The organism is Pseudomonas sp. RL_5y_Pfl2_69 (assembly GCF_963970465.1).
Taxonomy (GTDB): domain Bacteria; phylum Pseudomonadota; class Gammaproteobacteria; order Pseudomonadales; family Pseudomonadaceae; genus Aquipseudomonas.
Map to the genome: position 1 here is coordinate 115,730 of NZ_CAXAOU010000007.1, position 22,160 is coordinate 137,889.

The 22,160-nt window shown below is 60.0% G+C and carries 18 protein-coding genes; 10 read left to right on the plus strand and 8 right to left on the minus strand.

Annotated elements, in window-relative coordinates:
• Window positions 1-149: 149 nt before the first annotated feature.
• The 4 genes from AACY07_RS13925 to AACY07_RS13940 all read right to left on the minus strand — a co-directional run bounded on the left by AACY07_RS13925 (window position 150) and on the right by AACY07_RS13940 (window position 4,998).
• Window positions 150-1,448: an NAD(P)/FAD-dependent oxidoreductase gene (locus AACY07_RS13925; protein ID WP_339475349.1), complete on the minus strand. Its 1,299-nt coding sequence runs from the start codon at window positions 1,446-1,448 to the stop codon at window positions 150-152.
• Window positions 1,449-1,498: 50 nt separating this feature from the next.
• A complete protein-coding gene (locus AACY07_RS13930; RefSeq protein ID WP_445261381.1) occupies window positions 1,499-2,587 on the minus strand; it encodes a polyamine ABC transporter substrate-binding protein in 1,089 nt (362 codons plus the stop codon).
• Window positions 2,588-2,630: 43 nt separating this feature from the next.
• Window positions 2,631-3,989: a glutamine synthetase family protein gene (locus tag AACY07_RS13935; protein ID WP_048360915.1), complete on the minus strand. Its 1,359-nt coding sequence runs from the start codon at window positions 3,987-3,989 to the stop codon at window positions 2,631-2,633.
• 130 nt (window positions 3,990-4,119) lie between these two features.
• Entirely contained in the window at window positions 4,120-4,998 is an 879-nt protein-coding gene (locus AACY07_RS13940; RefSeq protein ID WP_019829282.1) for a helix-turn-helix domain-containing protein, read from the minus strand.
• 170 nt (window positions 4,999-5,168) lie between these two features.
• On the opposite strand from AACY07_RS13940, the gene AACY07_RS13945 reads away from it, so the two are divergent.
• Complete coding sequence (locus AACY07_RS13945; RefSeq protein WP_133077565.1) at window positions 5,169-5,909, plus strand: FadR/GntR family transcriptional regulator; 741 nt, start codon at window positions 5,169-5,171, stop codon at window positions 5,907-5,909.
• Window positions 5,910-5,920: 11 nt separating this feature from the next.
• On the opposite strand, the gene AACY07_RS13950 is transcribed toward AACY07_RS13945, so the two are convergent.
• Entirely contained in the window at window positions 5,921-6,745 is an 825-nt protein-coding gene (locus tag AACY07_RS13950; protein WP_339475353.1) for an NAD-dependent epimerase/dehydratase family protein, read from the minus strand.
• 87 nt (window positions 6,746-6,832) lie between these two features.
• Window positions 6,833-7,558, minus strand: coding sequence for an oligogalacturonate-specific porin KdgM family protein (locus AACY07_RS13955; protein WP_133077567.1), 726 nt, complete (start codon window positions 7,556-7,558; stop codon window positions 6,833-6,835).
• Window positions 7,559-7,928: 370 nt separating this feature from the next.
• Here AACY07_RS13955 and AACY07_RS13960 point away from each other — a divergent pair, with 370 nt between their 5' ends.
• The 9 genes from AACY07_RS13960 to AACY07_RS14000 all read left to right on the plus strand — a co-directional run bounded on the left by AACY07_RS13960 (window position 7,929) and on the right by AACY07_RS14000 (window position 18,488).
• Entirely contained in the window at window positions 7,929-9,083 is a 1,155-nt protein-coding gene (locus AACY07_RS13960) for a mandelate racemase family protein (RefSeq protein ID WP_133077568.1), read from the plus strand.
• Between the two features lie 72 nt (window positions 9,084-9,155).
• Window positions 9,156-10,766 carry an ABC transporter substrate-binding protein gene (locus AACY07_RS13965; RefSeq protein ID WP_339475357.1) on the plus strand — a complete coding sequence of 537 codons (1,611 nt, stop codon included), beginning with the start codon at window positions 9,156-9,158 and terminating at the stop codon, window positions 10,764-10,766.
• Window positions 10,767-10,829: 63 nt separating this feature from the next.
• Window positions 10,830-11,867 carry an ABC transporter permease gene (locus AACY07_RS13970; RefSeq protein WP_019829288.1) on the plus strand — a complete coding sequence of 346 codons (1,038 nt, stop codon included), beginning with the start codon at window positions 10,830-10,832 and terminating at the stop codon, window positions 11,865-11,867.
• 44 nt (window positions 11,868-11,911) lie between these two features.
• Complete coding sequence (locus AACY07_RS13975; protein ID WP_339475359.1) at window positions 11,912-13,522, plus strand: ABC transporter substrate-binding protein; 1,611 nt, start codon at window positions 11,912-11,914, stop codon at window positions 13,520-13,522.
• A 77-nt stretch (window positions 13,523-13,599) separates the two neighbouring features.
• Window positions 13,600-14,517, plus strand: a complete 918-nt coding sequence (locus AACY07_RS13980; protein ID WP_445261382.1) for an ABC transporter permease — start codon at window positions 13,600-13,602, stop codon at window positions 14,515-14,517.
• Between the two features lie 26 nt (window positions 14,518-14,543).
• Window positions 14,544-15,383 carry an ABC transporter ATP-binding protein gene (locus AACY07_RS13985; protein ID WP_046808990.1) on the plus strand — a complete coding sequence of 280 codons (840 nt, stop codon included), beginning with the start codon at window positions 14,544-14,546 and terminating at the stop codon, window positions 15,381-15,383.
• An 11-nt stretch (window positions 15,384-15,394) separates the two neighbouring features.
• Window positions 15,395-16,156: an ABC transporter ATP-binding protein gene (locus AACY07_RS13990; RefSeq protein ID WP_019829298.1), complete on the plus strand. Its 762-nt coding sequence runs from the start codon at window positions 15,395-15,397 to the stop codon at window positions 16,154-16,156.
• Between the two features lie 41 nt (window positions 16,157-16,197).
• A complete protein-coding gene (locus AACY07_RS13995; RefSeq protein ID WP_339475363.1) occupies window positions 16,198-18,018 on the plus strand; it encodes a glycoside hydrolase family 28 protein in 1,821 nt (606 codons plus the stop codon).
• A gap of 86 nt (window positions 18,019-18,104) precedes the next feature.
• Window positions 18,105-18,488, plus strand: a complete 384-nt coding sequence (locus tag AACY07_RS14000) for a RidA family protein (protein ID WP_339475365.1) — start codon at window positions 18,105-18,107, stop codon at window positions 18,486-18,488.
• Between the two features lie 563 nt (window positions 18,489-19,051).
• Here the strand turns inward: AACY07_RS14000 and AACY07_RS14005 are convergent.
• Both AACY07_RS14005 and AACY07_RS14010 read right to left on the minus strand, forming a co-directional pair.
• Window positions 19,052-20,761 carry an amidase gene (locus AACY07_RS14005; protein WP_339475367.1) on the minus strand — a complete coding sequence of 570 codons (1,710 nt, stop codon included), beginning with the start codon at window positions 20,759-20,761 and terminating at the stop codon, window positions 19,052-19,054.
• Window positions 20,762-20,853: 92 nt separating this feature from the next.
• Window positions 20,854-22,125 carry an OprD family porin gene (locus tag AACY07_RS14010; protein ID WP_339475369.1) on the minus strand — a complete coding sequence of 424 codons (1,272 nt, stop codon included), beginning with the start codon at window positions 22,123-22,125 and terminating at the stop codon, window positions 20,854-20,856.
• Window positions 22,126-22,160 lie beyond the last annotated feature (35 nt).

The window sequence follows — 22,160 nt, forward strand, 5'->3', positions numbered from 1 at the left end:
TCCTTTTTATTGTTGGCTTGTTTCAAAGTGTTGGAACTAACGGATAAACCGCGGCGCCTGCCTCGCGAGCAAGCCCGCTCCCACAGCCCCAATCCCTGTGGGAGCGGGCTTGCCCGCGATACTCGCGGCGCGGTGTCTCGCATCTCGTATTAGCGGGCAGCGATTTCCTTGAGTCGGTACCAGAGCATGCCCAGCGCCAACAGTGGCGAGCGCAGGTGCTTGCCCCCGGGGAATGTCAGGTGCGGTACGCGGGAGAACAGGTCAAAACCCTGGCTGTGTTCAAGGCTGATGGCCTGTGCAACCAGCCGCGCCGCCATATGGGTGGTGTTGATGCCATGCCCGGCATAGGCCTGGGCATAAAACACGTTGGGATGGGCCTGCAACCGGCCAATCTGTGGCAGCCGGTTGGCGCCAATGCCGATCATGCCGCTCCACTGAAAGTCGATGGTTTTGCCTGCCAGCTGCGGAAACACGTCAAGCATTTTGGGGCGCATATACCCCGCAATATCCTTGAGCGTTCGCCCGGAGTAGTGACACGCGCCGCCAAACAGCAGGCGCCGGTCGGCCGACAAACGATAGTAATCAAGCCCCACACGTTGATCGCACAGGGCCCGGTTTTCAGGGATCAGGGTGTGCGCCAGATCCTCGCTCAAGGGCTCAGTGGCAATCACGTAGCTGCCAGCGGCCAACACTTTGCCGCTGAGCGCAGGCTCCAGATCACCCAGATGGGCATTGCCCGCGAGCACCAGGGTTTTGGCATGAACCACGCCGTTGGCCGTGTGCACGCGAACTTGACTGCCGTATTCGATACGGGTCGCGGCGCTGTTTTCGTAAATCCTGACCCCCAGTTGTTGCGCGACGGCGGCTTCGCCCAAGGCCAGGTTGAGCGGATGCAAATGCCCCGAGCCTTCATCGATCAACCCGCCGAGGTAGCGGTCCGACGCGACCACGCGGTGCATGTCTGCGCGCGCTACCAGCTCGACCTTGTGCCGATAGCCCAGCCGTTGCAGGGATGCCTGCTCGGCGACAAGGTTTTCAACATGGCTGGGGGTGTTGGCCAACTCGCAAAAGCCCCAGCGCAAATCACAGTCGATGCCGTGTTTTTCTACGCGCTGACGCACCAGATCCACCGCGTCCAGGCCCAGTCGTTCGAGTACCGTGACGCCTTCACGGCCGATGGTTTTTTCGTGGGCGTCCAGGTCGTGACCCACCCCGCGAATCAGTTGGCCGCCGTTGCGCCCGGTGGCCCCCCAGGCGATGTGCTGCGCCTCAAGCACAATCACCGAGTGACCACGTTCCGCCAGCTCAATGGCGGTGTTCAAGCCGGTAAAGCCTGCGCCAATAATGCAGACGTCCGCCTGCACCTGGCCTTCAAGGGGCGGGCAGTTGAGCGTCTGGTTGCGCGTGGCGCTGTAATAGGTGTGCGGTAAAGACATCATGGACGTCATAAAAAACTGCCTACTGAGTTGCCGGGCATCCATTGATGCCCGGCACAGGATTAACGACCGGACTTGAACTTGTTCCACGAACGGGTCATCCAGCGCATCAGGTCTGGCGGCAGCTCCGATGACACATAGAGCTTGGCCTGCACTGACTCGGGCGGATAAATCGACGGGTTGTGGGTGATTTCGTCTTTCATCAAGGCCGTGGCCGCGGTGTTGGCGTTGGCGTAGCCCACGTACTCGCTGATACCGGCAATCACTTCAGGTTTGAGCATGTAGTTGATAAAGGCATGGGCCTGCTCGGGGTTCTTGGCATCTGCCGGGATGGTCAGCATGTCGAACCACAGGTTGCCGCCTTCCTTGGGCACCACGTAGGCAACATTCACCCCGTTCCCGGCCTCTTGCGCGCGATGGATCGCCTGATACACATCACCCGAATAACCGAAGGCAATACAGATGTCGCCGTTGGCCAGGTCCGTCACGTACTTGGAGGAATGGAAGTAGCTGATGTAGGGGCGCAGCGGCTCCAGTTTTTTCTCGGCTGCCTTGTAGTCCTTGAGCTCCAGGCTGCGGGGGTTGAGCCCCATATAGTTGAGCATTGAGGGCATTATTTCGTCCGCAGAGTCCATAAAGGCAACGCCGCAGCTTTTCAGCTTTTTGAGGTTTTCCGGTTCGAACAGCACGCTCCAGGAATCGATGGTGTCGATGCCCAGCACCTGCTTGACCTTGTCGACGTTGTAGCCAATGCCGTTGGTGCCCCACAGGTAGGGCACGGCGTACTCATTGCCCGGGTCGTTGGCCTGCAGTCGGGCCAATAAGGTGGGGTCCAGATTCTTCCAGTTGGGGATCTGCGACTTGTCGAGCTTCTGGAATACCCCGGCCTTGATCTGCCGTCCCAGAAAGTGGTTGCTGGGCACAACCACGTCATAGCCGGTCCGTCCGGCAAGCAACTTGCCCTCAAGGGTTTCGTTGGAATCAAACACGTCATAAATCGGCTTGATGCCAGTGTCGCGCTGGAAGTTGGCCAGGGTGTCTTCAGCGATGTAGTCCGTCCAGTTATAGATATTGACCGTGTCTTGCGCCGAGGCCTGGCCGGCGAGGGCGAACAGGCTTATGAACATCAGTTTTCTGGCTATCGGTTTCATCCACATGTCCTTTCTGTGAGTCCATTTTGGAAGGCGTTGAGTGCTACACGCTAAACAGCAGGAACTCCCGCTCCCACGAGCTGATGACCTGCTTGTAGTTCTCGTGCTCGACCCGTTTGACGGCCACAAAGCCTTTGGTGAAGCGCTCGCCAAGGTACTTCTTGGCCATGTCCGACTGTTCCATGCACTCCAGCGCGGCCTCCAGGGTCAGGGGCAGGCGCAGGTTGCGACGTTCATAACCACGGCCAACGACCGCCGCGCTCGGTTCAATGCCTTCGACCATCCCGGCGTAACCGCAGAGCAGGCTGGCGGCCAGGGCCAGGTAAGGGTTGGCATCGGCACCGGCCAGTCGGTTTTCAACACGACGGTTTTGCGGGTCCGAGTCCGGTACGCGCAGGCCCACGGTGCGGTTTTCTTCGCCCCACTCGACGTTGACCGGGGCCGAGGTGTCGGGAAGGAAACGGCGGAACGAATTCACGTTAGGGGCGAACAGCGGCAGGGTTTCGGGGATGTACTTTTGCAGGCCGCCGATGTGGTGCATAAACAGCTCGCTCATGCTGCCATCGGGGTTGGAGAACACCGACTCGCCTGTCTCCAGGTCCACCACGCTCTGGTGCACGTGCATCGCGCTGCCTGGCTCGCCGGTCATGGGCTTGGCCATGAAGGTTGCGCTCACGTCATGCTTGAGCGCCGCTTCGCGCATGGTGCGCTTGAAAATAATGATCTGGTCAGCCAGGGACAGCGCCGCGCCGTGACGGAAGTTGATCTCCATCTGCGCCGTGCCTTCTTCGTGGATCAGGGTGTCCAGATCCAGCCCCTGGGCTTCGCTCCAGTCGTACATGTCTTCAAACAACGGGTCGAATTCGTTGGTGGCTTCAATCGAATACGACTGGCGCCCGGTTTCCTGGCGGCCGGAGCGACCCACCGGTGGTTTCAGCGGGTAGTCAGGGTCGGGGCTGCGCTGAGTCAGGTAGAACTCCATTTCGGGGGCGACAATCGGTTTCCAGCCGCGCGCCGTGTACAGGCTCAAGACCTTTTTCAGCAGGTTGCGCGGCGACAGTTCAATCGCATTGCCCTGTTTGTCATAGGTGTCGTGAATGACCTGTGCTGTGGGTTCGGTTGCCCAGGGCACGATGAACACTGCGTCCTGATCCGGACGGCAGTGCATGTCGATATCCGCCGCGTCCAGCAGTTCGTAGTAGATATCGTCTTCTACGTAATCGCCGGTCACTGTCTGCAACAAGACACTCTCTGGCAGGCGCATGCCTTGCTCGTTGAGAAACTTGTTGGTGGGAGAGATTTTGCCCCGGGCGATGCCGCTCAGATCAGAGATCAGGCACTCGACTTCAGTGATTTTGTTTTCTTTGAGCCAATGGCTCAGTCGATCCAGATTGCCTTTCATAACGCCTCTTGCAGGGAAATGCCTGAGCGCCCCCTGGCTGCTCAGTTCCGTGTTGCGAGGTGATAGTGCAATCGTGGGACGGCAGGCTTCTATCCGATTTGCGTTTTAATTCATGCCCTGTTTTGGTGCGCTAGCGGGGGCGCAACAGGGTGCTGCTGGGCAGTTCGCCGAACAGTGTGCGGTAGGTTTCCGAGAACCGGCCCAGGTGCCAGAACGACCAGCGCATGGCGATTTCTGCCACGGTGGTTTGGGCAGGGCAAAGGCGCAGTAAGTCGCGGCGGGCAAAATTCAGTCGGCGTAAACGTTGCCACTGGCTGGGCGACACGCCGGTGAAGGACGTGAAACTGTGTTGCAACTGGCGCACGGACACCCCGGCGGCATTGGCCAGTTGCAGCACGTTGAAGTGTTCTTGCGGGGCGGTCATGACCAGGTCGAATACGCGCTGGATCAAGCGGCGGTCATGGGCCAGGTGTTTTTGCTGGCTGTGATCGAGGGTCTGGCGCGGGCAGTCGAGGATATACAGGCAGTCGTCGACCAGTTGCTGGGCCAGGCTTTCGTCGGGCAGGGGCGAATCATCGACGGCCAGTTGCTGCAAGGTGCTGCTTAACCAGCGGCCAAAAATGCGGCTTTGCTGGGACACCAGCGGCGTGAGGAACAGGCCGTCGAGGTTGCTCAGGTTTTCCAGTTGCCTGAGGTAGCGGGGGCCGATGACGACCGAGACTTCCTTGTAGTTTTCCGGGGTGATCCAGGTGTTCTGGGTTTCTTCGTTGAGCAGATAGAGCGAGCCGTTTTGCGTGTCAAAACTGAACACCAGCGAGGCAGCGGGTGCATGGAAATGCTGCTCGATGCGGGTGTTCATCTGCTCCTCAAACACCTCGATGCCGTTGAGTTGCAGGTGCACCACCTTGCCCTGGAAATACCCGGCCGACATTTGTTGGTAGTGTTCCTGCCAGCCTGCAATCACCAGTTGCTGATCCACGTCCGCCGTGTTGTGGGATTGAATCTGCATGGCTTGCTTCCTCGTGTTCCTGCTTGGGCAGGTATTGTCAGCAGACCCTAGCAGCGGAAAAAAGACCGCGCAAGACACGGATGGAGCAGGTCTCGGTGCTTAGGCATGTTGTCGTACAACTGCTTGAGCTATGATGGCGGTTCATTCGCCAGCAGAAGTAAAGGCACTTGATGGACAACCCGAACGTCCAACCCCGAGCTCGCCAAAAGCATCGCAGCCTGGCCGAGGATCTGGTTACTGAGCTTTCCCGGCGGATTCGAGAGGGTGAGTTGGCACGTGCTGCAAAACTGCCGACCGAGTCGCAGGTCATGCAGGAACACGGTGTCAGCCGTACAGTGGTGCGCGAGGCTATTTCCCGATTGCAGGCCAGCGGGCTGGTAGAAACCCGGCATGGCATTGGCACCTTTGTGCGGGACATCCCGAGCGCCAGCGGTTTTTATATCGACCCTGACAGCATTGTGACGCTGCACGACGTGCTGGCTGTGCTTGAGTTGCGCATCAGCCTGGAAGTGGAGGCTGCAGGCCTGGCGTGCTCGCGGCGAACGGATCAACAGCTGCAACTGATGCGCGATTCGCTGGATGCCCTGAATTCACCGGCAGTCAGTGTCGATTACGCCGTGTCTGCGGACTTCCAGTTTCACCAGCAGATCGCGTTGGCCACGGGTAATCGTTACTTCACCGACATCATGTTGCACCTGGGGCTCAGCATCATCCCGCGCACCCGGCTGCACTCAACGCGCCATACCAGTGATGCGGGCCCGTATCTGGAGCGGTTGAGCCGCGAGCATGAGGACATTTACAAGGCCATTGTCCGCCGCGACTCCGATGCGGCCCGTGCGGCGATGCGTCTGCACCTCTCCAACAGCCGTGAGCGTATGCGCAAGGCGTATGAGTCAAGCCTGAAGGGATGAGTGCTGGCGCTTCACTCGCCGAAAGGCCCGGCGACCGCAAAGGCCCCGCCCTGATACAGCCGGTTTGGGTCATCAGCCGCCAGTTCGGGCTGTTGTTCGAACTGTGGGCGAAACGGTTCTGAAGTGTCTTGCGGCGCAAAGCCCAGGTGCGAGGCATGGCGGTTGCTCCACCACACATCCCTGTTGTCGGAAACACCGTAGACCACACTGTGGCCGACGTCGTGTGCCAGCAAGGCGCGCTCTACCAGGTGTTCAAGGTCGGAGTAGCTGAGCCAGGTCGACAGCATTCGGGTATTGCGGGGCGCGGTAAACGAAGAACCAATACGCAGGCTCACCGTCTCGATGCCATACCGGTGCAAGTAGAAGGTTGCCAGGTCTTCGCCGTAAGCCTTGGACAGCGCGTAATAGCCGTCGGGACGGCGTTGGGAGTGGGCATCCAGCCGCGTGTCCTGGGGATAGAAACCCGTCACGTGGTTGGAGCTGGCGAAGACGATCCGCTTGATCCCGTGGATGCGTGCGGCCTCGTAAATGTGAAAGGTGCCGCGAATATTGGCCTCGAGAATTTCTTCAAAGGGGCGTTCGACTGAAATCCCGCCCAAATGAACAATCGTGTCGACATCCTTGGCAAGCGCCGTAATGGCGGCCTTGTCGGCCAGGTTGCAGGTGATGACTTCCTCATGTTCACCACGGCTAGGCGCCATTGGACTGATGTCCGAGAGGCGAACGGTGGTGGCGTGGGCCTGCAAGGTGTCCCTGAGTATCTGGCCCAGGCCACCTGCGGCACCGGTCAGCAAAATACGGTTGAAGGGTTTATTCGAGGCAAGCGGTGTTGTCATGGTCAGGTCATCCATCGATGGGTATTCAGGTCTGGGTAACAGGGGCTTGCCTGGCGCACGATGCGCGAACGCCAGGCCTGCCTGGCATTACATGAAGTTGTATTGGACCCCAAGACGCCAGCGCGCCTGACGATCGTCGGAGGTTGAGCTGACCTTGACGTCACCCACCTCCATGAACGGCGCCCACTGCTTGTTGATCTTGTATTTGACGATCAGGTTCTGCTCGTAATCGCTCTTCTCGTTGTCGTAGCGGATGTAGTTGGTCTTGAAGTAGATGGCCTGGTACTCAAGCGCCCACTTGCTGGCCGGGGTGTAGCCCAGCCAGCCTTCGATACGGTGGGTGTCCTGGTTGTCCTTGAGGTTGTCGGGCATGTCGCTGTTGACCTGATCACGGTCCAGTTTCTTCATGTCGATGCGATAGCGCGTGGCGACGTAGAAGGTGTCGTTGATTTTGTAGTTGTACTTGAGGCCGAACTTGTAAGAGGTCGAGTCCTTCGAACTGTCCATCTGGAAAGCCGGTGTCAGCGTCGATTGCGGGCTCAACTTGTAGTTGTAGCTGACGGTGAACTCATGGCCGTTGTTGACCATGTTGTCGTAGGCGACGTCTTTGCGATCGCCGGCCGTGCGGTATTTCATTTCTGCTTCAAAGCCCAGACCACTGTCCATGCGGTAGCCCAGCTTGATTCTGTCGGCGTGGGCGCTGTCTTCCTCAGTCATCTGGTGCCGGTAATTGATGCTGGCGGAATCGGCACTGACGTAGAAGGGCAGGCACAGGGTCGCGACGGTAACGAGCGTACGTAGAGGGTTGTTCATACGGCCTTCTTTTATTGTTTTTTTTGGGGTTCGTTTGAAACGGCTACTACCAATCAGTTGCTACGGCTGTATCAAATTTTGCGCGCCGACATACGTTATCGTACGACATGTAACGAGTCTATGGGTTATAGGTGCTTTGGTAACATTTTGTTACATATGTTGACGTTTTACGCAGCCTTCATGCTGGATGAGTTATCTCGATGTTGTCCTTTAAGCCCCAGTAAATTGGGGCTTTCGTGGGATTTTCAGGGGCGGCGTGCATTTTTAAAGGATGTTTATCCGTGTCTTTTCAATCGTTGTACGATGACTTATGATCATTTCGACAGGCGATTGCTCTGATACACACCCAATAAAAAGGCGAACCACGTCCATGAGAATTACCGCAGTCAACGTCCAGGTTTTTTCCTATCCCACTCGCCGCGCTGTGGACAGCGCCGGCCATGCCCATCCCGGTGATGTCGCCCAGGCCCAAATGGCGCTGCTGCGGATCCAGACCGAAGACGGCAACGAGGGGTATGCCTTCGGTGCTCCCGAATTGATCAGGCCGTATGTGCTCGATGGCTTTGTGCGCAAAGTGCTGGTGGGGCAAAACGCATTTGATCGCGAAAAGATCTGGCATGAGCTGGCGCACTGGCAACGTGGCAGCGCCAGCCAGTTGACCGACCGCGCACTGGCACTGGTCGAGCAGGCGTTGTGGGATTGGGCGGGCCGCAAGCTGGGCGTGCCGGTGCACAAACTGATTGGTGGTTTCCGCGACAAGGTGCCTGCGTATGGCTCAACCATGTGCGGTGATGAATTACCGGGTGGTCTGGCGACGCCAGAAGATTACGGCCGGTTTGCCCAGACGCTGGTCGAGCGTGGCTATAAGGCGATCAAGCTGCACACCTGGATGCCGCCGGTGTCCTTCGCCCCGAGCCCGAGTATGGATGTCAAAGCCTGCGCCGCCGTGCGCGAGGCAGTGGGGCCGGACATCGCCCTGATGCTCGATGGTTATCACTGGTACAGCCGCACTGACGCGCTGTACATCGGCCGCGAACTGGAAAAACTGAATTTCGCCTGGTTTGAAGAACCCATGATGGAAGACTCGGCAGAGTCCTACGCCTGGTTGGCGGGGCAATTGGATATTCCGGTGCTGGGCCCGGAAAGCCTGGGCGGCAAGCACCTGAGTCGTGCCAGTTGGGTCAAGAACGACGTGTGCGATATTTTGCGCGCAGGCGTGGCCGGGGTCGGTGGTATTGCGCCGTGCCTGAAGGTTGCGCACATGGCGGAGTCGTTCGGCATGGATTGCGAGATCCACGGCAACGGAGCCGCCAACCTGGCGGTGGTCGGGGCCATCAAGAACTGCACCTGGTATGAGCGCGGGTTGCTGCACCCGTACCTGGATTACGACGAAGTGCCCGCGTATCTCAAGCGCCTGGTGGATCCGATGGACAGCGATGGCTTTGTTCATCTCTCCGATTTGCCAGGGCTGGGCGAAGAAATCGATTTCGATTTCATCGAGACCAACACGCTCAAAAGCTTCTGATGTGTACCCGGCTAACCCGGTGAAAACCGGGTTGTCCGAGCGCCCTATAACTATAAGAAAGGCACTCTCACCATGAGCATTTCCCCCTTGCTTTGGGCGCGGGTATTGGCGATGGCCCTGGCGGTCACTGCAGTACCTGTGACTTATGCCAAGACCCCGGCCGACCAGCTGATTGTCGGCATGAGCATGATCAACCTGTTGTCCCTGGATCCGGCGGCAGCCACTGGCCTGGATGTGTCGGAGATTAATGCCAATCTCTACGACATGCTGCTGGTGCAGGACGTGGCACAGCCCGATCGCCTGTTGCCCGCGCTGGCGGAACGCTGGCAGGTTAGCGATGACCGCAAGACCCTGACGTTTAACCTGCGCCCCGATGTGAAGTTCCAGTCGGGCAATCCTTTAAGCAGCGAGGATGTTGTGTGGTCGCTGCAGCGGGTACTCAAACTCAATCTGGCCCTGGCCTCGACCTGGAAGGCATACGGTTTCAGTGCCGACAACGTTGACCGCCTGATCCGCGCCACTGACCCCAATACCGTTGTGATTGAACTGGCGCGGCCTACCGATCCGATGCTGGTGCTCAACACGCTGGCGACGTCTCCCAGCGCCTTTATCCTGGACCGTAAAAAAGTCCTGGAGCACGAAAAGAACAATGATATGGGCGCCGCCTGGCTGGTGACCCACGCAGCTGGCAGCGGAGCCTTCGTGCTCAACGACTGGCGCGCCAATGACGTGATTCTGATGACCCGTTTCGATGGCTATTGGGGTGGCCCGGCCAAGCTCAAGCGTATCGTCATGCGCAACATGACCGAGTCGCAGTCCTTGCGGCTGATGATCGAACGCGGTGATCTGGATATCGCCAAAGGCATGTCGGCCCCGGATATCCAGGCCCTGCAAAAAAATCCCAATATTCGTACCCAGAGCCTGCAGCGCGGCACGCTTTACTACGTGGCCTTGAGCGTGAAGCAGCCGATGTTTGCCGATGCCCGAGTTCGCCAGGCCGTGCGTTCGCTGATCGATTATCAGGGCATCAACCAGACCGTGATGCCGCACTACGGCGTGATCAATCAGCGGCCTTTGCCCTTGGGGCTTCCCGCACGGCTGCCCGATCAGGGCTACCAGTTGAACGTCGAGCAAGCCCGGAAACTCCTGGCCGAAGCGGGCTATCCCAACGGCTTCAAGACCTCTATCCGGGTACTGACCGAGCCGCCGTTTATCAACATTGCCTCCAGCCTTCAATCGACCCTGGCCCAGGCCGGGATCGAGGCCAGCATCATCACCGGCACCGGCAACCAGGTTTACGGCGCCATGCGCGACAGGTCCTTTGACATCATCGTCGGCCGTGGCGGCGGCGGTGCTGAACGCCATCCCCATTCCAGCCTGCGCACGCTGGTCTACAACCCCGACAACCGCGATGAAGCCAAGCTGAGCAACTTCCAGGGCTGGCGCACATCGTTCTACAGCCCTGAACTGAACACCCTGATCGAAAGCGCCGAAGTGGAGCCCGATGCCGCCAAACAACTGGCCCAGTACCGCGAGATTCAGGAGCAGCTCGACCAGCAGGTCGGCGCCATCCTGCCTGTCTCGCAGATGACTGACACGGTGCTGGTGTACGGCGATGTGGTTGATTTCCAGGGCCATACGGCGGCGACCACGCGCTACAAAGACGTCTACAAAAATCGCTGAAAGTGGCGCGGGTAAACGCCCGCGTCCTTGGTGCACCGGTGCCCGATAGATCAGGAGTTCACTATGTTTGTTTCGACAGCCTCTGTGTTGGGAGCACGTACTTCCAACGCCGCCCGGCGGGTCAGCACGGTCCTGGTGACCTTGCTCGGCCTGCTGGCTCTGACGTTCGTCATTGGCCGGGTCATGCCGCTGGACCCGGTCCTGGCGGTGGTCGGGCCGGACGCGGACAGTTCCACCTATGACCAGGTCTACCGGGCAATGGGCCTGGACAAGCCGATCTGGACCCAGTTCGGCCTGTACCTCAATGACTTGCTGCACGGCAATTTCGGTAACGCGCTGTTAACCGGTCATCCGGTGCTTGAAGACATCCTGCGGGTCTTCCCGGCAACCATCGAACTGGCAACGCTGGCGATCCTGTTCGGGGTCCTGATCGGGTTGCCGCTGGGGGTCTGCGCTGCCAGTAACCAGGGCCGCATGGGGGACCATATTGCCCGGGTCATCACACTGTTCGGTTACTCAACACCCATCTTCTGGCTGGGCATGATGGGCCTTCTGGTGTTCTACGCCTGGCTTGGATGGGCGGGTGGGGCAGGGCGCATCGACCTGGCCTACGACGGCATGGTGCCTGAAGTGACCGGGCTGTTGCTGATCGACACCAGCCTGGCCCGGGACTGGGATGCCTTTGCCAGCGCCATGCGCCACATCCTGTTGCCTGCACTGATTCTGGGCCTCAACTCGGTGGCCTACATCAGCCGCATGACACGCAGCTTCATGCTCGAACAGCTCTCCCAGGAATACATCATTACGGCGCGGGTCAAGGGTCTGTCCCGTCGCCAGGTGGTCTGGGGGCATGCCTTTCGCAACATCCTGGTGCAACTGCTGACGGTCGTGGCCCTGGCTTACGGCTCGCTGCTTGAAGGTGCGGTATTGATCGAGATGGTGTTTGCCTGGCCCGGTTTCGGCCAGTACCTGACCAGCAGCCTGATGCTCGGCGACATGAATGCCGTGATGGGATGTGTACTGGTGATCGGCTTGATCTTCGTCGCGCTCAACCTGATCAGTGATGCCTTGTACAAGGTGTTTGATCCGCGCACCCGCTAATCCGACGTCAGCCCCTTAATAACTATAAGAAGAAGGAATTTTGAATGAAGACTGCATTTTCGACAGTGCATATGAGTCTGCTGGCGGCTGTTCTGGCGTTGGGCGCGACGGGCACGGTCAATGCCAAGACCCCGGCCGACCAGCTGATTGTGGGCATGAGCATGGTCAATCTGTTCTCCATCGATCCGGCCAATGCGCCCGGCCTTGATGCCTCGGGCGTCAATGCCAACCTCTACGACACCCTGATCAAGCGTGACCAGGGCAACCCCGAGCGTCACGTGCCGCAACTGGCCGAGCGCTGGGAGGTCAGTGAAGATGGCAAGCAGGTGACCTTTCATTTGCGTCAGGACGTGAAGTTCCACTCCGGCAATCCCCTGACCGCCGAAGACGTGGCCTGGTCGCTGTACCGGGTGATGAAACTCAACTTTGGCCTGGCCACGACCTGGAAGGCTTACGGCTACAACGTCGACAACATCCAGTCGCTGATCCGTGCCACGGATGCCCACACCCTGGTCATTGATCTGCCGCAGGTCATGGACCCGCAACTGCTGGTGGACTCCCTGGCGATCTCGCCCAGTGCCGTGGTGGTGGACCGCGTGACTGCCCTGGCCCATGAAAAGAACGGTGATCTGGGCGCAGGCTGGCTGGTGACCAACGAAGCGGGCAGCGGGCCTTTCGTGCTGACCAAGTGGAGCGCCAATGACTCCCTGTTGTTGACCCGCTTCGATGGCTACTGGGGTGGTGCGGCCAAGCTCAAGCGTGTGGTGGTGCGGCACATGACCGAGTCCCAGTCCTTGCGCCTGATGCTTGAGCGTGGGGATCTGGACCTGGCCTACGGCATGGCGGCGCCGGACATTCGCGCCATCGACGGTTCACCGAAGCTTCAGGTGCAATCGTTACCCCGGGGCACCATGTACTACGTGGCCATGAGCATGAAGCAGCCCGAGTTTGCCAAACCCAAGGTCCGCGAAGCGGTGCGCAACCTCATCGACTACAAGGGCCTGGATGAGCAGGTGATGCCTTACTACGGCAAGCTCAACCAGCAACCGATGCAACTGAGCCTGGAAGCACGCTTGCCGGATCCGGGGTATCACATGGACGTGGCGGCGGCGAAAAAACTGCTGGCCGAAGCCGGGTATCCCCAGGGTTTCACCACCACGATCCGCACCTTGTCCGAGCCCCCCTTTATTGACATCGCTGCGCGCCTGCAATCAACCCTGGCCGAAGGCGGGATCAAGGCCAGCATCGTCACCGGCACGGGCAACCAGGTGTATGGCGCGATGCGTGCGCGCAACTTCGACATCATCGTCGCCCGTGGCGCCGAGCGTTACCCGCATCCGTACTTCAGCTTGCGCACCTTCGTCTACAACCCTGACAACAGCGATGACGCAGGCTTGCCGAATTTCCAGGGCTGGCGTGCTTCGTTTTTCAGCCCGCAGATCAATAGCCTGATCGACAAGGCCGGGGTAGAGCGTGACGCCAGCCAGCGGGTGAGCCTGTACCACCAGGCGCAGAACCTCTACGACCAGGAAGTGGGCCCGATCATGATGATTTCGCAAATGACCGACACCGTCGTGAGCGCATCCGATATCAAGGGGTTTACCGGGGATGACGCCGAGGCCACCCGTTATCTGGGGGTCTACAAGGAACGCTGAGTGTTCACCCGCGAAGTGCTGCCGGACGCGCCTGCGGGCGTATCCGGTGAACCTGATTTCAATCCGAGAACATGCCGATGATTCCCACCATGTCTTCTATCGATTCCAGCCTCAAACAGCCGTTGCACCGTGCTCCGGCCTCCAGCTTCGATGCCCTGTGCAAGAACGGTCTGCGGGTGCTGCGCCATCTGCTGCGCAACCCCATGACGCTGGCCGGGCTGCTGGTCGCACTCTTGCTGATTGTGGTGGCGACGTTCGCACCCTGGATTGCCACCCATGACCCCGTCGCGCAGAACCTGGCCGACGCCCTGCAGCCGCCGGGTGCCGCCCATTGGTTCGGCACCGATGAATACGGCCGCGATGTGTTCAGCCGGCTGGTCTACGGCTCGCGCATCACCCTGTACATCATCACCCTGGTGACGGTGATCGTCGGGCCTATCGGCCTGTTTATCGGCACCGTCTCCGGTTATTTCGGCGGCATCGTCGACACGGTGTTCATGCGCCTGACCGATATATTCATCTCCTTTCCAAGCCTGGTACTGGCACTGGCCTTTATTGCGGCACTGGGCCCTGGCCTGGAGCATGCGGTGGTCGCTATCGCACTGACGTCCTGGCCGCCTATCGCACGGCTGGCGCGGGCTGAAACCCTGTCCTTGCGCAAGGCCGACTTTGTGGTCGCCGTCGAGCTGCAAGGCGCCTCGCCTGCGCGGATCATCCTGCGTCACATCGTGCCGATGTGCCTGTCGTCGGTGATCATCCGCCTGACCATGAACATGGCCGGGATCATCCTCACGGCCGCCGCCCTGGGCTTCCTTGGGCTTGGGGCCCAGGCGCCATCGCCGGAGTGGGGCGCGATGATCTCCACGGGTCGGCGCTACATGCTCGAGTGCTGGTGGCTGGTCGCAGTTCCAGGGGCCGCGATCATGCTGGTCAGCCTGGCATTCAACCTGTTGGGCGATGGCCTGCGGGACATTCTCGATCCGCGTAGCGAGTAACTGGAGGCCCTATGTCTGCGAATACCGTGTCCACCCATAAACTGGTCGTCGAAGGGCTCAATGTGCGCTTCGTCAACGGCCAGAAAGAAACCCATGCCGTGCGCGATGTGTCCTTCACCCTGGGTCGGGAAAAGCTGGCCATTGTCGGCGAGTCCGGTTCGGGCAAGTCGACGGTCGGGCGCAGCCTGCTCAAGTTGCACCCGAGCAGCACCCGGATCACCGCCAACACCCTGCAATTTTGCGAAGTCGACCTGCTCAGTGCCAGTGAAAAGGCTATGCAGAAGATTCGCGGGCAGCGCATTTCCATGGTCATGCAAGACCCCAAGTACTCGTTGAACCCGGTGGTCAAGGTCGGCGACCAGATCGCCGAAGCCTACCTGGCCCATCACAAGGCCAGCCGCAGCGAGGCCCGGGAACGGGTCATGGAAATGCTCGAAAAAGTGCATATCCGCGATCCAAAAAGGGTCTACGGCCTGTACCCCCACGAAGTGTCCGGGGGCATGGGGCAACGCATCATGATCGCGATGATGGTCATCACGCGACCGGAAGTGATCATCGCCGACGAGCCGACTTCTGCCCTTGATGTTTCCGTTCGCCAGCAGGTACTCAGCGTGCTCGAGGAGTTGGTCGAGGAGCAGGAGATGGGGCTGATCTTTGTCAGCCACGACCTGAATCTGGTGCGCAACTACTGCGACCGTGTGCTGGTGATGTATGCCGGGCGGGTGGTGGAGTCTCTTGCTGCCTGCGACCTGCAAAATGCCCAGCACCCCTATACCCGTGGCCTGCTGGCTGCGCTGCCCAGCATGGATAATCGCCGTGTGCGCCTGCCGGTGCTGCAGCGTGACCCGCTTTGGCTGACCCACTGAGGAAACCCGTCATGTCCATGATTCAAGCCCGTTCGCTGAACCTGAGCTTTGGTGCAGGCGCGGCTCATAACCACGTGTTGCAGGATGTCAATCTGAGTGTCGCCGATGGCGAATCCTTTGGTCTGGTGGGGGAGTCCGGCTCGGGCAAGACCACGGTCCTGCGCTGCCTGGCCGGCCAGTACCGGCACTGGAGTGGCGAGCTGAGCATTGCTGGCGTGCCGTTGCAGCACAAATTGTCCAAGGAGCATTTTCGCAAGGTGCAGATGGTCTTCCAGGACCCCTACGGCTCCCTGCATCCGCGCCACACCATCGACACCGCCCTGCGCGAGCCGCTGATCATTCACGGGGTAGGGGACAAGGATGACCGGATCAATGAAATCCTGCTCAAGGTCGGTCTGAATGACAGTTTCCGTTATCGCTATCCCCATCAACTGTCCGGTGGTCAGCGTCAGCGGGTGGCCATTGCCCGGGCCCTGATTCTGGAGCCACGGGTGCTGCTGCTGGATGAGCCGACCTCGGCCCTGGATGTTTCGGTGCAAGCCGAAATCCTCAACCTGCTCACGGACCTGCGTGAACGGGAAAAACTCACGTACTTGATGGTGACCCACGACCTGGGGGTGGTGACGCATCTGTGTGATCGGGTGGCCGTGATGCAGCAGGGCAAGATCGTTGAACTACTGGACAGCAAGGCCCTGAGTCAGGACTCGGCGGTCCACGCCTATACCCAAATGCTGGTGCAGGCCAGTCGCGATTTCAGTCAGGCATCGGCTTAAACGGCTCTGGCGTGACGATTCACAACAATAAGGAAGACAACATGTTGGATCAAAACACGACGACTGCTTTACCCAGGCGGGTGCTGACCCGGTCGGCGGTGGCCACCCTGGCGCTGGGGTTCAGCCTGCCGCTGTGGGCCGCGTTGCAGGCGCCAGTGAAGGTGCAAGTGCCGACCCTGGCCTTTGATGATCAGGAGATCATTCTGGTCTGGGAAAAACCGGCAGACCATGCTGCGGTCAAGGATTACCGGGTTTACGCCAACGGCGTGCTGCTGGGCAGCAGCAACGCCAACAACGACCGGGTATCGCCCGCCAAGCCTTACATCAACCGCTTCTACGAGCAGGACAAGGCCAACTTTCACCACCGCATCGGCATCCACAGCTACACCGCACAGGGCCTCAAGCCGGACACCCCGTACCGTTTTACCGTGCGCTCGGTAGGGGCTGATGGCCAGGAATCGGTCGACAGCCCGGCCGTGGAGCAACGCACCACCCCTGTGCCTGTGGTCTTTGACGTCAAGCAGTACGGCGCCAGGGGTGACGGCAGCAGCCTCGATACGCAGGCCATCCAGAGCGCCATCGACGCCTGTACCGTCGGCTGCAAAGTGCTGCTGCCCAAGGGCATCTACAAAAGCGGGGCGCTTTACCTCAAGAGCAACATGACCCTGCAAATGGCTGAAGGTGCCACGTTGCTGGGCTCCGAGCGGGCCGAAGACTATCCGCTGGCGGGTTATATCCAGTATCCGTATTCCACCACTGTGCGGCCGGCGTCATTGATCAACGCGTTGCCCAGAGATCCGAAGCAGCACCAGCGCTTCGAGAATATTCGCATCGTCGGCCCGGGCACCATCGACGGCAATGGCTGGAAGCGCCAGGCCGATGTGCTGGACGAGACGGGTCAGGCGCTGCCGTTCTACCTGCCCAGCGATAACACCCGCTACATGCTGGACGGCGTTTTGGCCAAGGCCCAGGTGGAGCAAGCCGTTGCTCGCGGCATGAACGTCAAGGATGCGTATGGGCAGATGCGTTCCTCATTGATCACCTTGCGTGACGTGAAGAATGTGTTTTATGGCGGCTTCACCGTGCTCAATCCGGCCTACCACGGGATCATGAACCTGGAGACCGAAAACGTGGTGCTGGCCAACACCACGCACAAGACCTACGACGCCAACAATGGGGATGGCATCGAGTTTGCGAACAGCAAGGGCGCCATGGTGTTCAACAACTTTTTCGACACCGGTGATGACTGCGTCAACTTCGCCGCGGGCACCGGGGCCGATGCGGTGCATCAGAAGCCCCAGGAAGATGCCTGGATTTTCAACAACTTCTTCCGCAAGGGCCACGGCATGGTCGTTGCGGGCAGCCATACCGGCGCCTGGATTCAAAACATCCTTGCAGAAGACAACGTCTCGGACGGCACCGATGCGGGGCTGCGCATGAAGAGCACCAACTTCATGGATGGCGGTGCGCGCAACGTCACCTTCCGCGATTCTGCGATTCGCAACACCGTCAAGCAGGCGTTTATTTTCACCCTCGACTACAACGACCCGAACGCCAAGCTCGACTACCGGCGCTCGACGGTGCCGGGGCAGTTCCGGGATATTCGCGTCACCGACGTGAGTGTCGAGAACGCCCGGGGAGCGGCTATCGAGGTCAAGGGCGACAGTAAAAACAACGCTTACCACCAAGGGCTGGTCTTCGAGCGAGTGCGTTTCAGCGGCCCGGCCAAAGCGCGGATTGACGGCTTGAAAGACTCGCAGTTTGCAGAGGTGGTGTTTACCGATACGGGCGGGACCAATCCCTGGCAAGTGAGCGATAGCCAGGGGTTGAGCTTCAAGGGTGTGGAGCCCGGGCCGTTGTAGCGTCGGGGGGAGTGTGATCCTGGCAAGGGTTGTCGGCGGTGCTGGCACACGCGACAATCCTTGTTTGACTCAAACAAGAGACTCCCATGAGTAATCACGACCTGACGTTTGTTCCCGATCCTGATGCTGACTCCATCTCATCGGATGTTGCCGGTTTTGGCGGCATCCTGATGTCCACCCAGATCCCGACCCGTGCTGACGGCAGCCTTGAGCTGGGCGGGATTGTCGAGCAGAGCGAATGCACCCTGCAGGCGCTCAAGGTAGCGCTGGAGAAGGCGGGCAGTTCGATGGACCGGGTGTTGCACCTGACTATCTACCTGACCGACATGGCCGATCGTGCGGCGTTTAATGAAGTCTACAAACGATTTTTTTCCAAGCCGTGGCCGGTGCGTGCGGCGGTGGGAGTAGCCTCGTTGGCGGTTGAAGGGATGCGGGTAGAAGTGACGGCGATGGCTGCGAAGCAGTCGTAAAATCAGCGTTCACGGTTAATCAGGCTTACCGTGTTTACCGGTTTTGCGACCGCTTTGCGATCGATCGCAGCCTCGTACTACTCGTCAGCGACTACAAGGGGTAGGTGGCGAACTGTAGTCGCTGACGAGCCGTGCGAGGCTGCGATCGGCTGCGAAGCAGTCGTAAGGTCAGCTTCCACGGTTGATCAGGCATACCGCGTGTACCGGTTTTGCGATCGCTTCGCGCTCGATCGCAGCCTCGTTCTACTCGTCAGCGACTACAAGGGTAGATGGCGAACTGTAGTCTCTGACGAGCCGTGCGAGGCTGCGATCGGCTGCGAAGCAGTCGTAAAATCAGCATCCACGGTTAATCAGGCATACCGCGTGTACCGGTTTTGCGACCGCTTCGCGCTCGAACGTAGCCTCGTTCTACTCGTCAACTGCTACACGCGGTACACCCGTGATGGGTGACAAAATCCGTAGCAGCTGACGAGCCGTGCGAGGCTGCGATCGGCTGCGAAGCAGTCGTAAGATCAGCTTCCACGGTTAATTCCGGATTTACAACCGCTGACGAGATCCTCCTGTTAACGACCCGACAACGGCGGTGTACGCGGCGGGATCACTCGCTTGGAGCCCGTTGCCTCAAACGCCGATGCAAAACGCAGTAACGCCGAATCGTCATACGCACGGCCCGCAAAAGTCAGCCCCACCGGCATGCCGATATCCGCCATCACGCCCATTGGCACCGTAACCGTCGGCACGCCCAAATGCCGAATCGCCAGGTTGCCGTTGGCCACCCACACGCCATTGCTCCAGGCGATGTCCGCCGAGGCCGGATTGACATCCGCATCCGCCGGACCCACGTCGGCCACAGTCGGGAACAGCACGGCATCAAGCCCCAACCGGTCCATCCAGTCTTCCAGGTCGATTCGACGCGTCTGCTCAAGACCGCGCAGGCCGTCCGGAACGGTGCTGATCTGGTCCCACGGGGTAATCCCGCGCTCGGCCATGCGCACGTATTCGTCCATGCCCGCCGCCAGTTCGTCTTCGCGATTGGGCAAGGTGCCCGGGTCGTGAGGGAAAATCTGCGGGCCATCGACATCGGCCAACCGGTTCAGTTTTGGATCGCCGTTGGCCCGCAGGAAGTCGTCAAACGCCCAGGCCGACAGCTCCCACAACTCATCATGCAAAAACGCTTTGGACACCAGCCCGCGGGTAAACACTGTCGGGGCACCAGGGCGGTCGCCTTCGCAGTTGGATACCAGCGGGAAGTCGACTTCGATCACTTCGCCGCCCTGGGCTTCGATGGCCTTGCGCGCGGCTTGCCACAGGTCAATGACCGAGGCGCGGGTGATGATGCGCTGCCCCGTAGGGCCGCCAATACCCGGTGACTCGCTGGTGCCGGCCTCAGGGTCGGCATTGATGTACATGCGCGGCACACCAAAGCGTTTGCCCGCCAGTGCGGCGCCATTGGCATTGAGCTCGGCATAAGAAGCCGGACGCACCGAAGCGACACTCGGGATGGGCACCCAGGGTTGCAGGCGCCACAAATCGCCGCGGGTGTCCGGGTCTTCAGCCACCACCACATCGAGCACTTCCAGAAGATCACCCATGGTTCGGGCAAACGGCACCACCACGTCCATGGTCGGTGTCAGTGGCCAGTTGCCGCGCACCGAGATCACACCCCGTGACGGGGTGTAGGCACACAAACCATTGTTGGAAGCCGGGCCGCGTCCGCTCGACCAGGTTTCTTCCGCCAGGCCGAATGCCGAGAAGCTGGCCGCCGTGGCAGTACCTGCGCCGTTGGACGAACCGGAAGCGAAGGGGGCCGTGAGGTAGTCAGCGTTGTACGGGCTTTCGGCACGGCCATAAACACCGCGCTGCATCCCGCCGTTGGCCATGGGTGGCATGTTGGTCTTGCCCAGGCAGATGGCACCGGCGGCGCGCAGGCGTTCAATGGTGAACGCATCGCGGTACGCCACCAGGTCCTTGAAGGCCGGGCTGCCCGACGCCGCCGTCAGGCCCTTGACCAGGTAACTGTCCTTGGCGGTGTAGGGGATGCCATCCAGCGGGCCAAGGGTCTGGCCTTTGGCCCGGCGGGCGTCGGATGCTTGGGCCTCGGTCAGCACCTGCGGGTTGCGCACCACCACCGCATTGAGCGCGGTGGGAGTGTTCGGGGTGTCGTAGGCGTCGATCCGTGCGAGATAGGCCTGCACCAGCTCGACCGCCGTGGTTTGGCCGGATTCGAGCGCGGCGCGCAGTTGGGCTATGGAAACCTCGGTGACTTCAATCATGCGCTTACCGCTGGTTGCTGATGGGGGTGGCAGAGCTTATCTAAAGTCCTGCCTGCTCAGCCAGCCCATGTCGCAATTGTTGTCGTAAATCGTCACCACAGCTTCCAGGTGTAATCGATATTGACCCGCAACTCGTTGTCATCCCGGTGGCTGGCCTGTGCCGTGAAATCATTGCGGTACCAGGCGTTGCGCAACCGCAGGGAGAGGTCCTTGAGCGGTCCGCTCTGCAGCACGTAAGAGACCTCGATGTCCTTTTCGCTCTCGCTCAGGTTCGAGCCGCCGAACCGGGCCAGCTCGATATTGTCGCCACTCACGTAGCGCAGCATGCCGTTGAGGCCCGGCGCGCCCATCCCGGCAAAGTTGTAGTCATAGCGCACCTGCCAGCTGCGTTCCTTGGGGTTGAGGAACTCCGAACTCAGGGTGCCTTCGGTGATCACCAGCGGTTCGGTGCCAAACAGATACGGCATGCCGGTCTTGCCGGTCAGTTGCATGTAACCGGCGCCAAATTTATGGGCGCCCAGGCTGTAGGTCAGCATCAGTGCCGCATTGCGGTTGTCCACCGTCCCGGCTTTGGCTGCGCCGTCTTCGCCAGTGATAAACAAACGAAAATCACTTTTCAGGCTGCCGGGGCCCATCGGGCGATTGTCGACAAAGCCGTAAAAATCCTTGCGGTACAGCTGCGCCAGTTCAGCGTGGTAGTACTTGAGGGTCAGGTGCGGTGACCAGGCGTAGTCACCGCCGATAAACATGAAGCGGTTCGACTCCGCAGCACCATTGAAGCGGCCGTTGGGGGAGCCGACCGACATTTTCTGGTAGTCGGTTGAGTCGCGCAGGTTGATACGGTCCAGCCAGCCGACGTGCAGCGTCAGTTGATCAATTTCCTGGGACTTCAGATACGCGCCGCGAAACGTTTGCGGCAACAGGCGGGTAGGGCTGGCGAATGCGATCGGCAAAAAGGTGCTGATGGTGCCCAGTTGCAGCTCGCTTTTCGAGAAGCGGGCCTTGGCTGTCAGCCCCAGCTCCGAGTACTCATCGGCAGGTTCGCGGGTGGTGGCGTTGTAGGGCAGCAGGCCGGTGCCGGTGCGTGCGCGTGAGGAGTCCAGGCGCACACCGAGCAAGCCCTGGGCGTCCAGGCCAAACCCGACCGGCCCTTCGGTGTAGCCCGAGCGCAGGTTGAGGATAAACCCCTGTGCCCATTCCCGGGCAGCCGCCTGGGGCGTTGCATTGACGTAGTTGCGATCGAAGTAATAGTTGCGCATCACCAGGTCCGCGTGGCTGTCATCGACAAAGCCGCTGGCCAACGCAGGTCCCATGGATAAAACGCAGGTGCAGGCGCTGAGCGCCCGAAGAACAGTCTTGAGCATGGCAGGTTCACTTTTATTGTTATGGGGGGTGGAGC

What these genes read in the sequence shown, in the direction of transcription:
- AACY07_RS13975 (WP_339475359.1), top strand. Translation starts at nt 11,912, where the DNA reads ATGAAGACTGCATTTTCGACAGTGCATATGAGTCTGCTGGCGGCTGTT.
- AACY07_RS13970 (WP_019829288.1), top strand. Translation starts at nt 10,830, where the DNA reads ATGTTTGTTTCGACAGCCTCTGTGTTGGGAGCACGTACTTCCAACGCC.
- AACY07_RS13950 (WP_339475353.1), bottom strand. Translation starts at nt 6,745, where the DNA reads ATGACAACACCGCTTGCCTCGAATAAACCCTTCAACCGTATTTTGCTG.
- AACY07_RS13930 (WP_445261381.1), bottom strand. Translation starts at nt 2,587, where the DNA reads ATGAAACCGATAGCCAGAAAACTGATGTTCATAAGCCTGTTCGCCCTC.
- AACY07_RS13935 (WP_048360915.1), bottom strand. Translation starts at nt 3,989, where the DNA reads ATGAAAGGCAATCTGGATCGACTGAGCCATTGGCTCAAAGAAAACAAA.
- AACY07_RS13940 (WP_019829282.1), bottom strand. Translation starts at nt 4,998, where the DNA reads ATGCAGATTCAATCCCACAACACGGCGGACGTGGATCAGCAACTGGTG.
- AACY07_RS13925 (WP_339475349.1), bottom strand. Translation starts at nt 1,448, where the DNA reads ATGACGTCCATGATGTCTTTACCGCACACCTATTACAGCGCCACGCGC.
- AACY07_RS14005 (WP_339475367.1), bottom strand. Translation starts at nt 20,761, where the DNA reads ATGATTGAAGTCACCGAGGTTTCCATAGCCCAACTGCGCGCCGCGCTC.
- AACY07_RS14010 (WP_339475369.1), bottom strand. Translation starts at nt 22,125, where the DNA reads ATGCTCAAGACTGTTCTTCGGGCGCTCAGCGCCTGCACCTGCGTTTTA.
- AACY07_RS13945 (WP_133077565.1), top strand. Translation starts at nt 5,169, where the DNA reads ATGGACAACCCGAACGTCCAACCCCGAGCTCGCCAAAAGCATCGCAGC.
- AACY07_RS13960 (WP_133077568.1), top strand. Translation starts at nt 7,929, where the DNA reads ATGAGAATTACCGCAGTCAACGTCCAGGTTTTTTCCTATCCCACTCGC.
- AACY07_RS13995 (WP_339475363.1), top strand. Translation starts at nt 16,198, where the DNA reads ATGTTGGATCAAAACACGACGACTGCTTTACCCAGGCGGGTGCTGACC.
- AACY07_RS13965 (WP_339475357.1), top strand. Translation starts at nt 9,156, where the DNA reads ATGAGCATTTCCCCCTTGCTTTGGGCGCGGGTATTGGCGATGGCCCTG.
- AACY07_RS13990 (WP_019829298.1), top strand. Translation starts at nt 15,395, where the DNA reads ATGTCCATGATTCAAGCCCGTTCGCTGAACCTGAGCTTTGGTGCAGGC.
- AACY07_RS13955 (WP_133077567.1), bottom strand. Translation starts at nt 7,558, where the DNA reads ATGAACAACCCTCTACGTACGCTCGTTACCGTCGCGACCCTGTGCCTG.
- AACY07_RS14000 (WP_339475365.1), top strand. Translation starts at nt 18,105, where the DNA reads ATGAGTAATCACGACCTGACGTTTGTTCCCGATCCTGATGCTGACTCC.
- AACY07_RS13980 (WP_445261382.1), top strand. Translation starts at nt 13,600, where the DNA reads ATGATTCCCACCATGTCTTCTATCGATTCCAGCCTCAAACAGCCGTTG.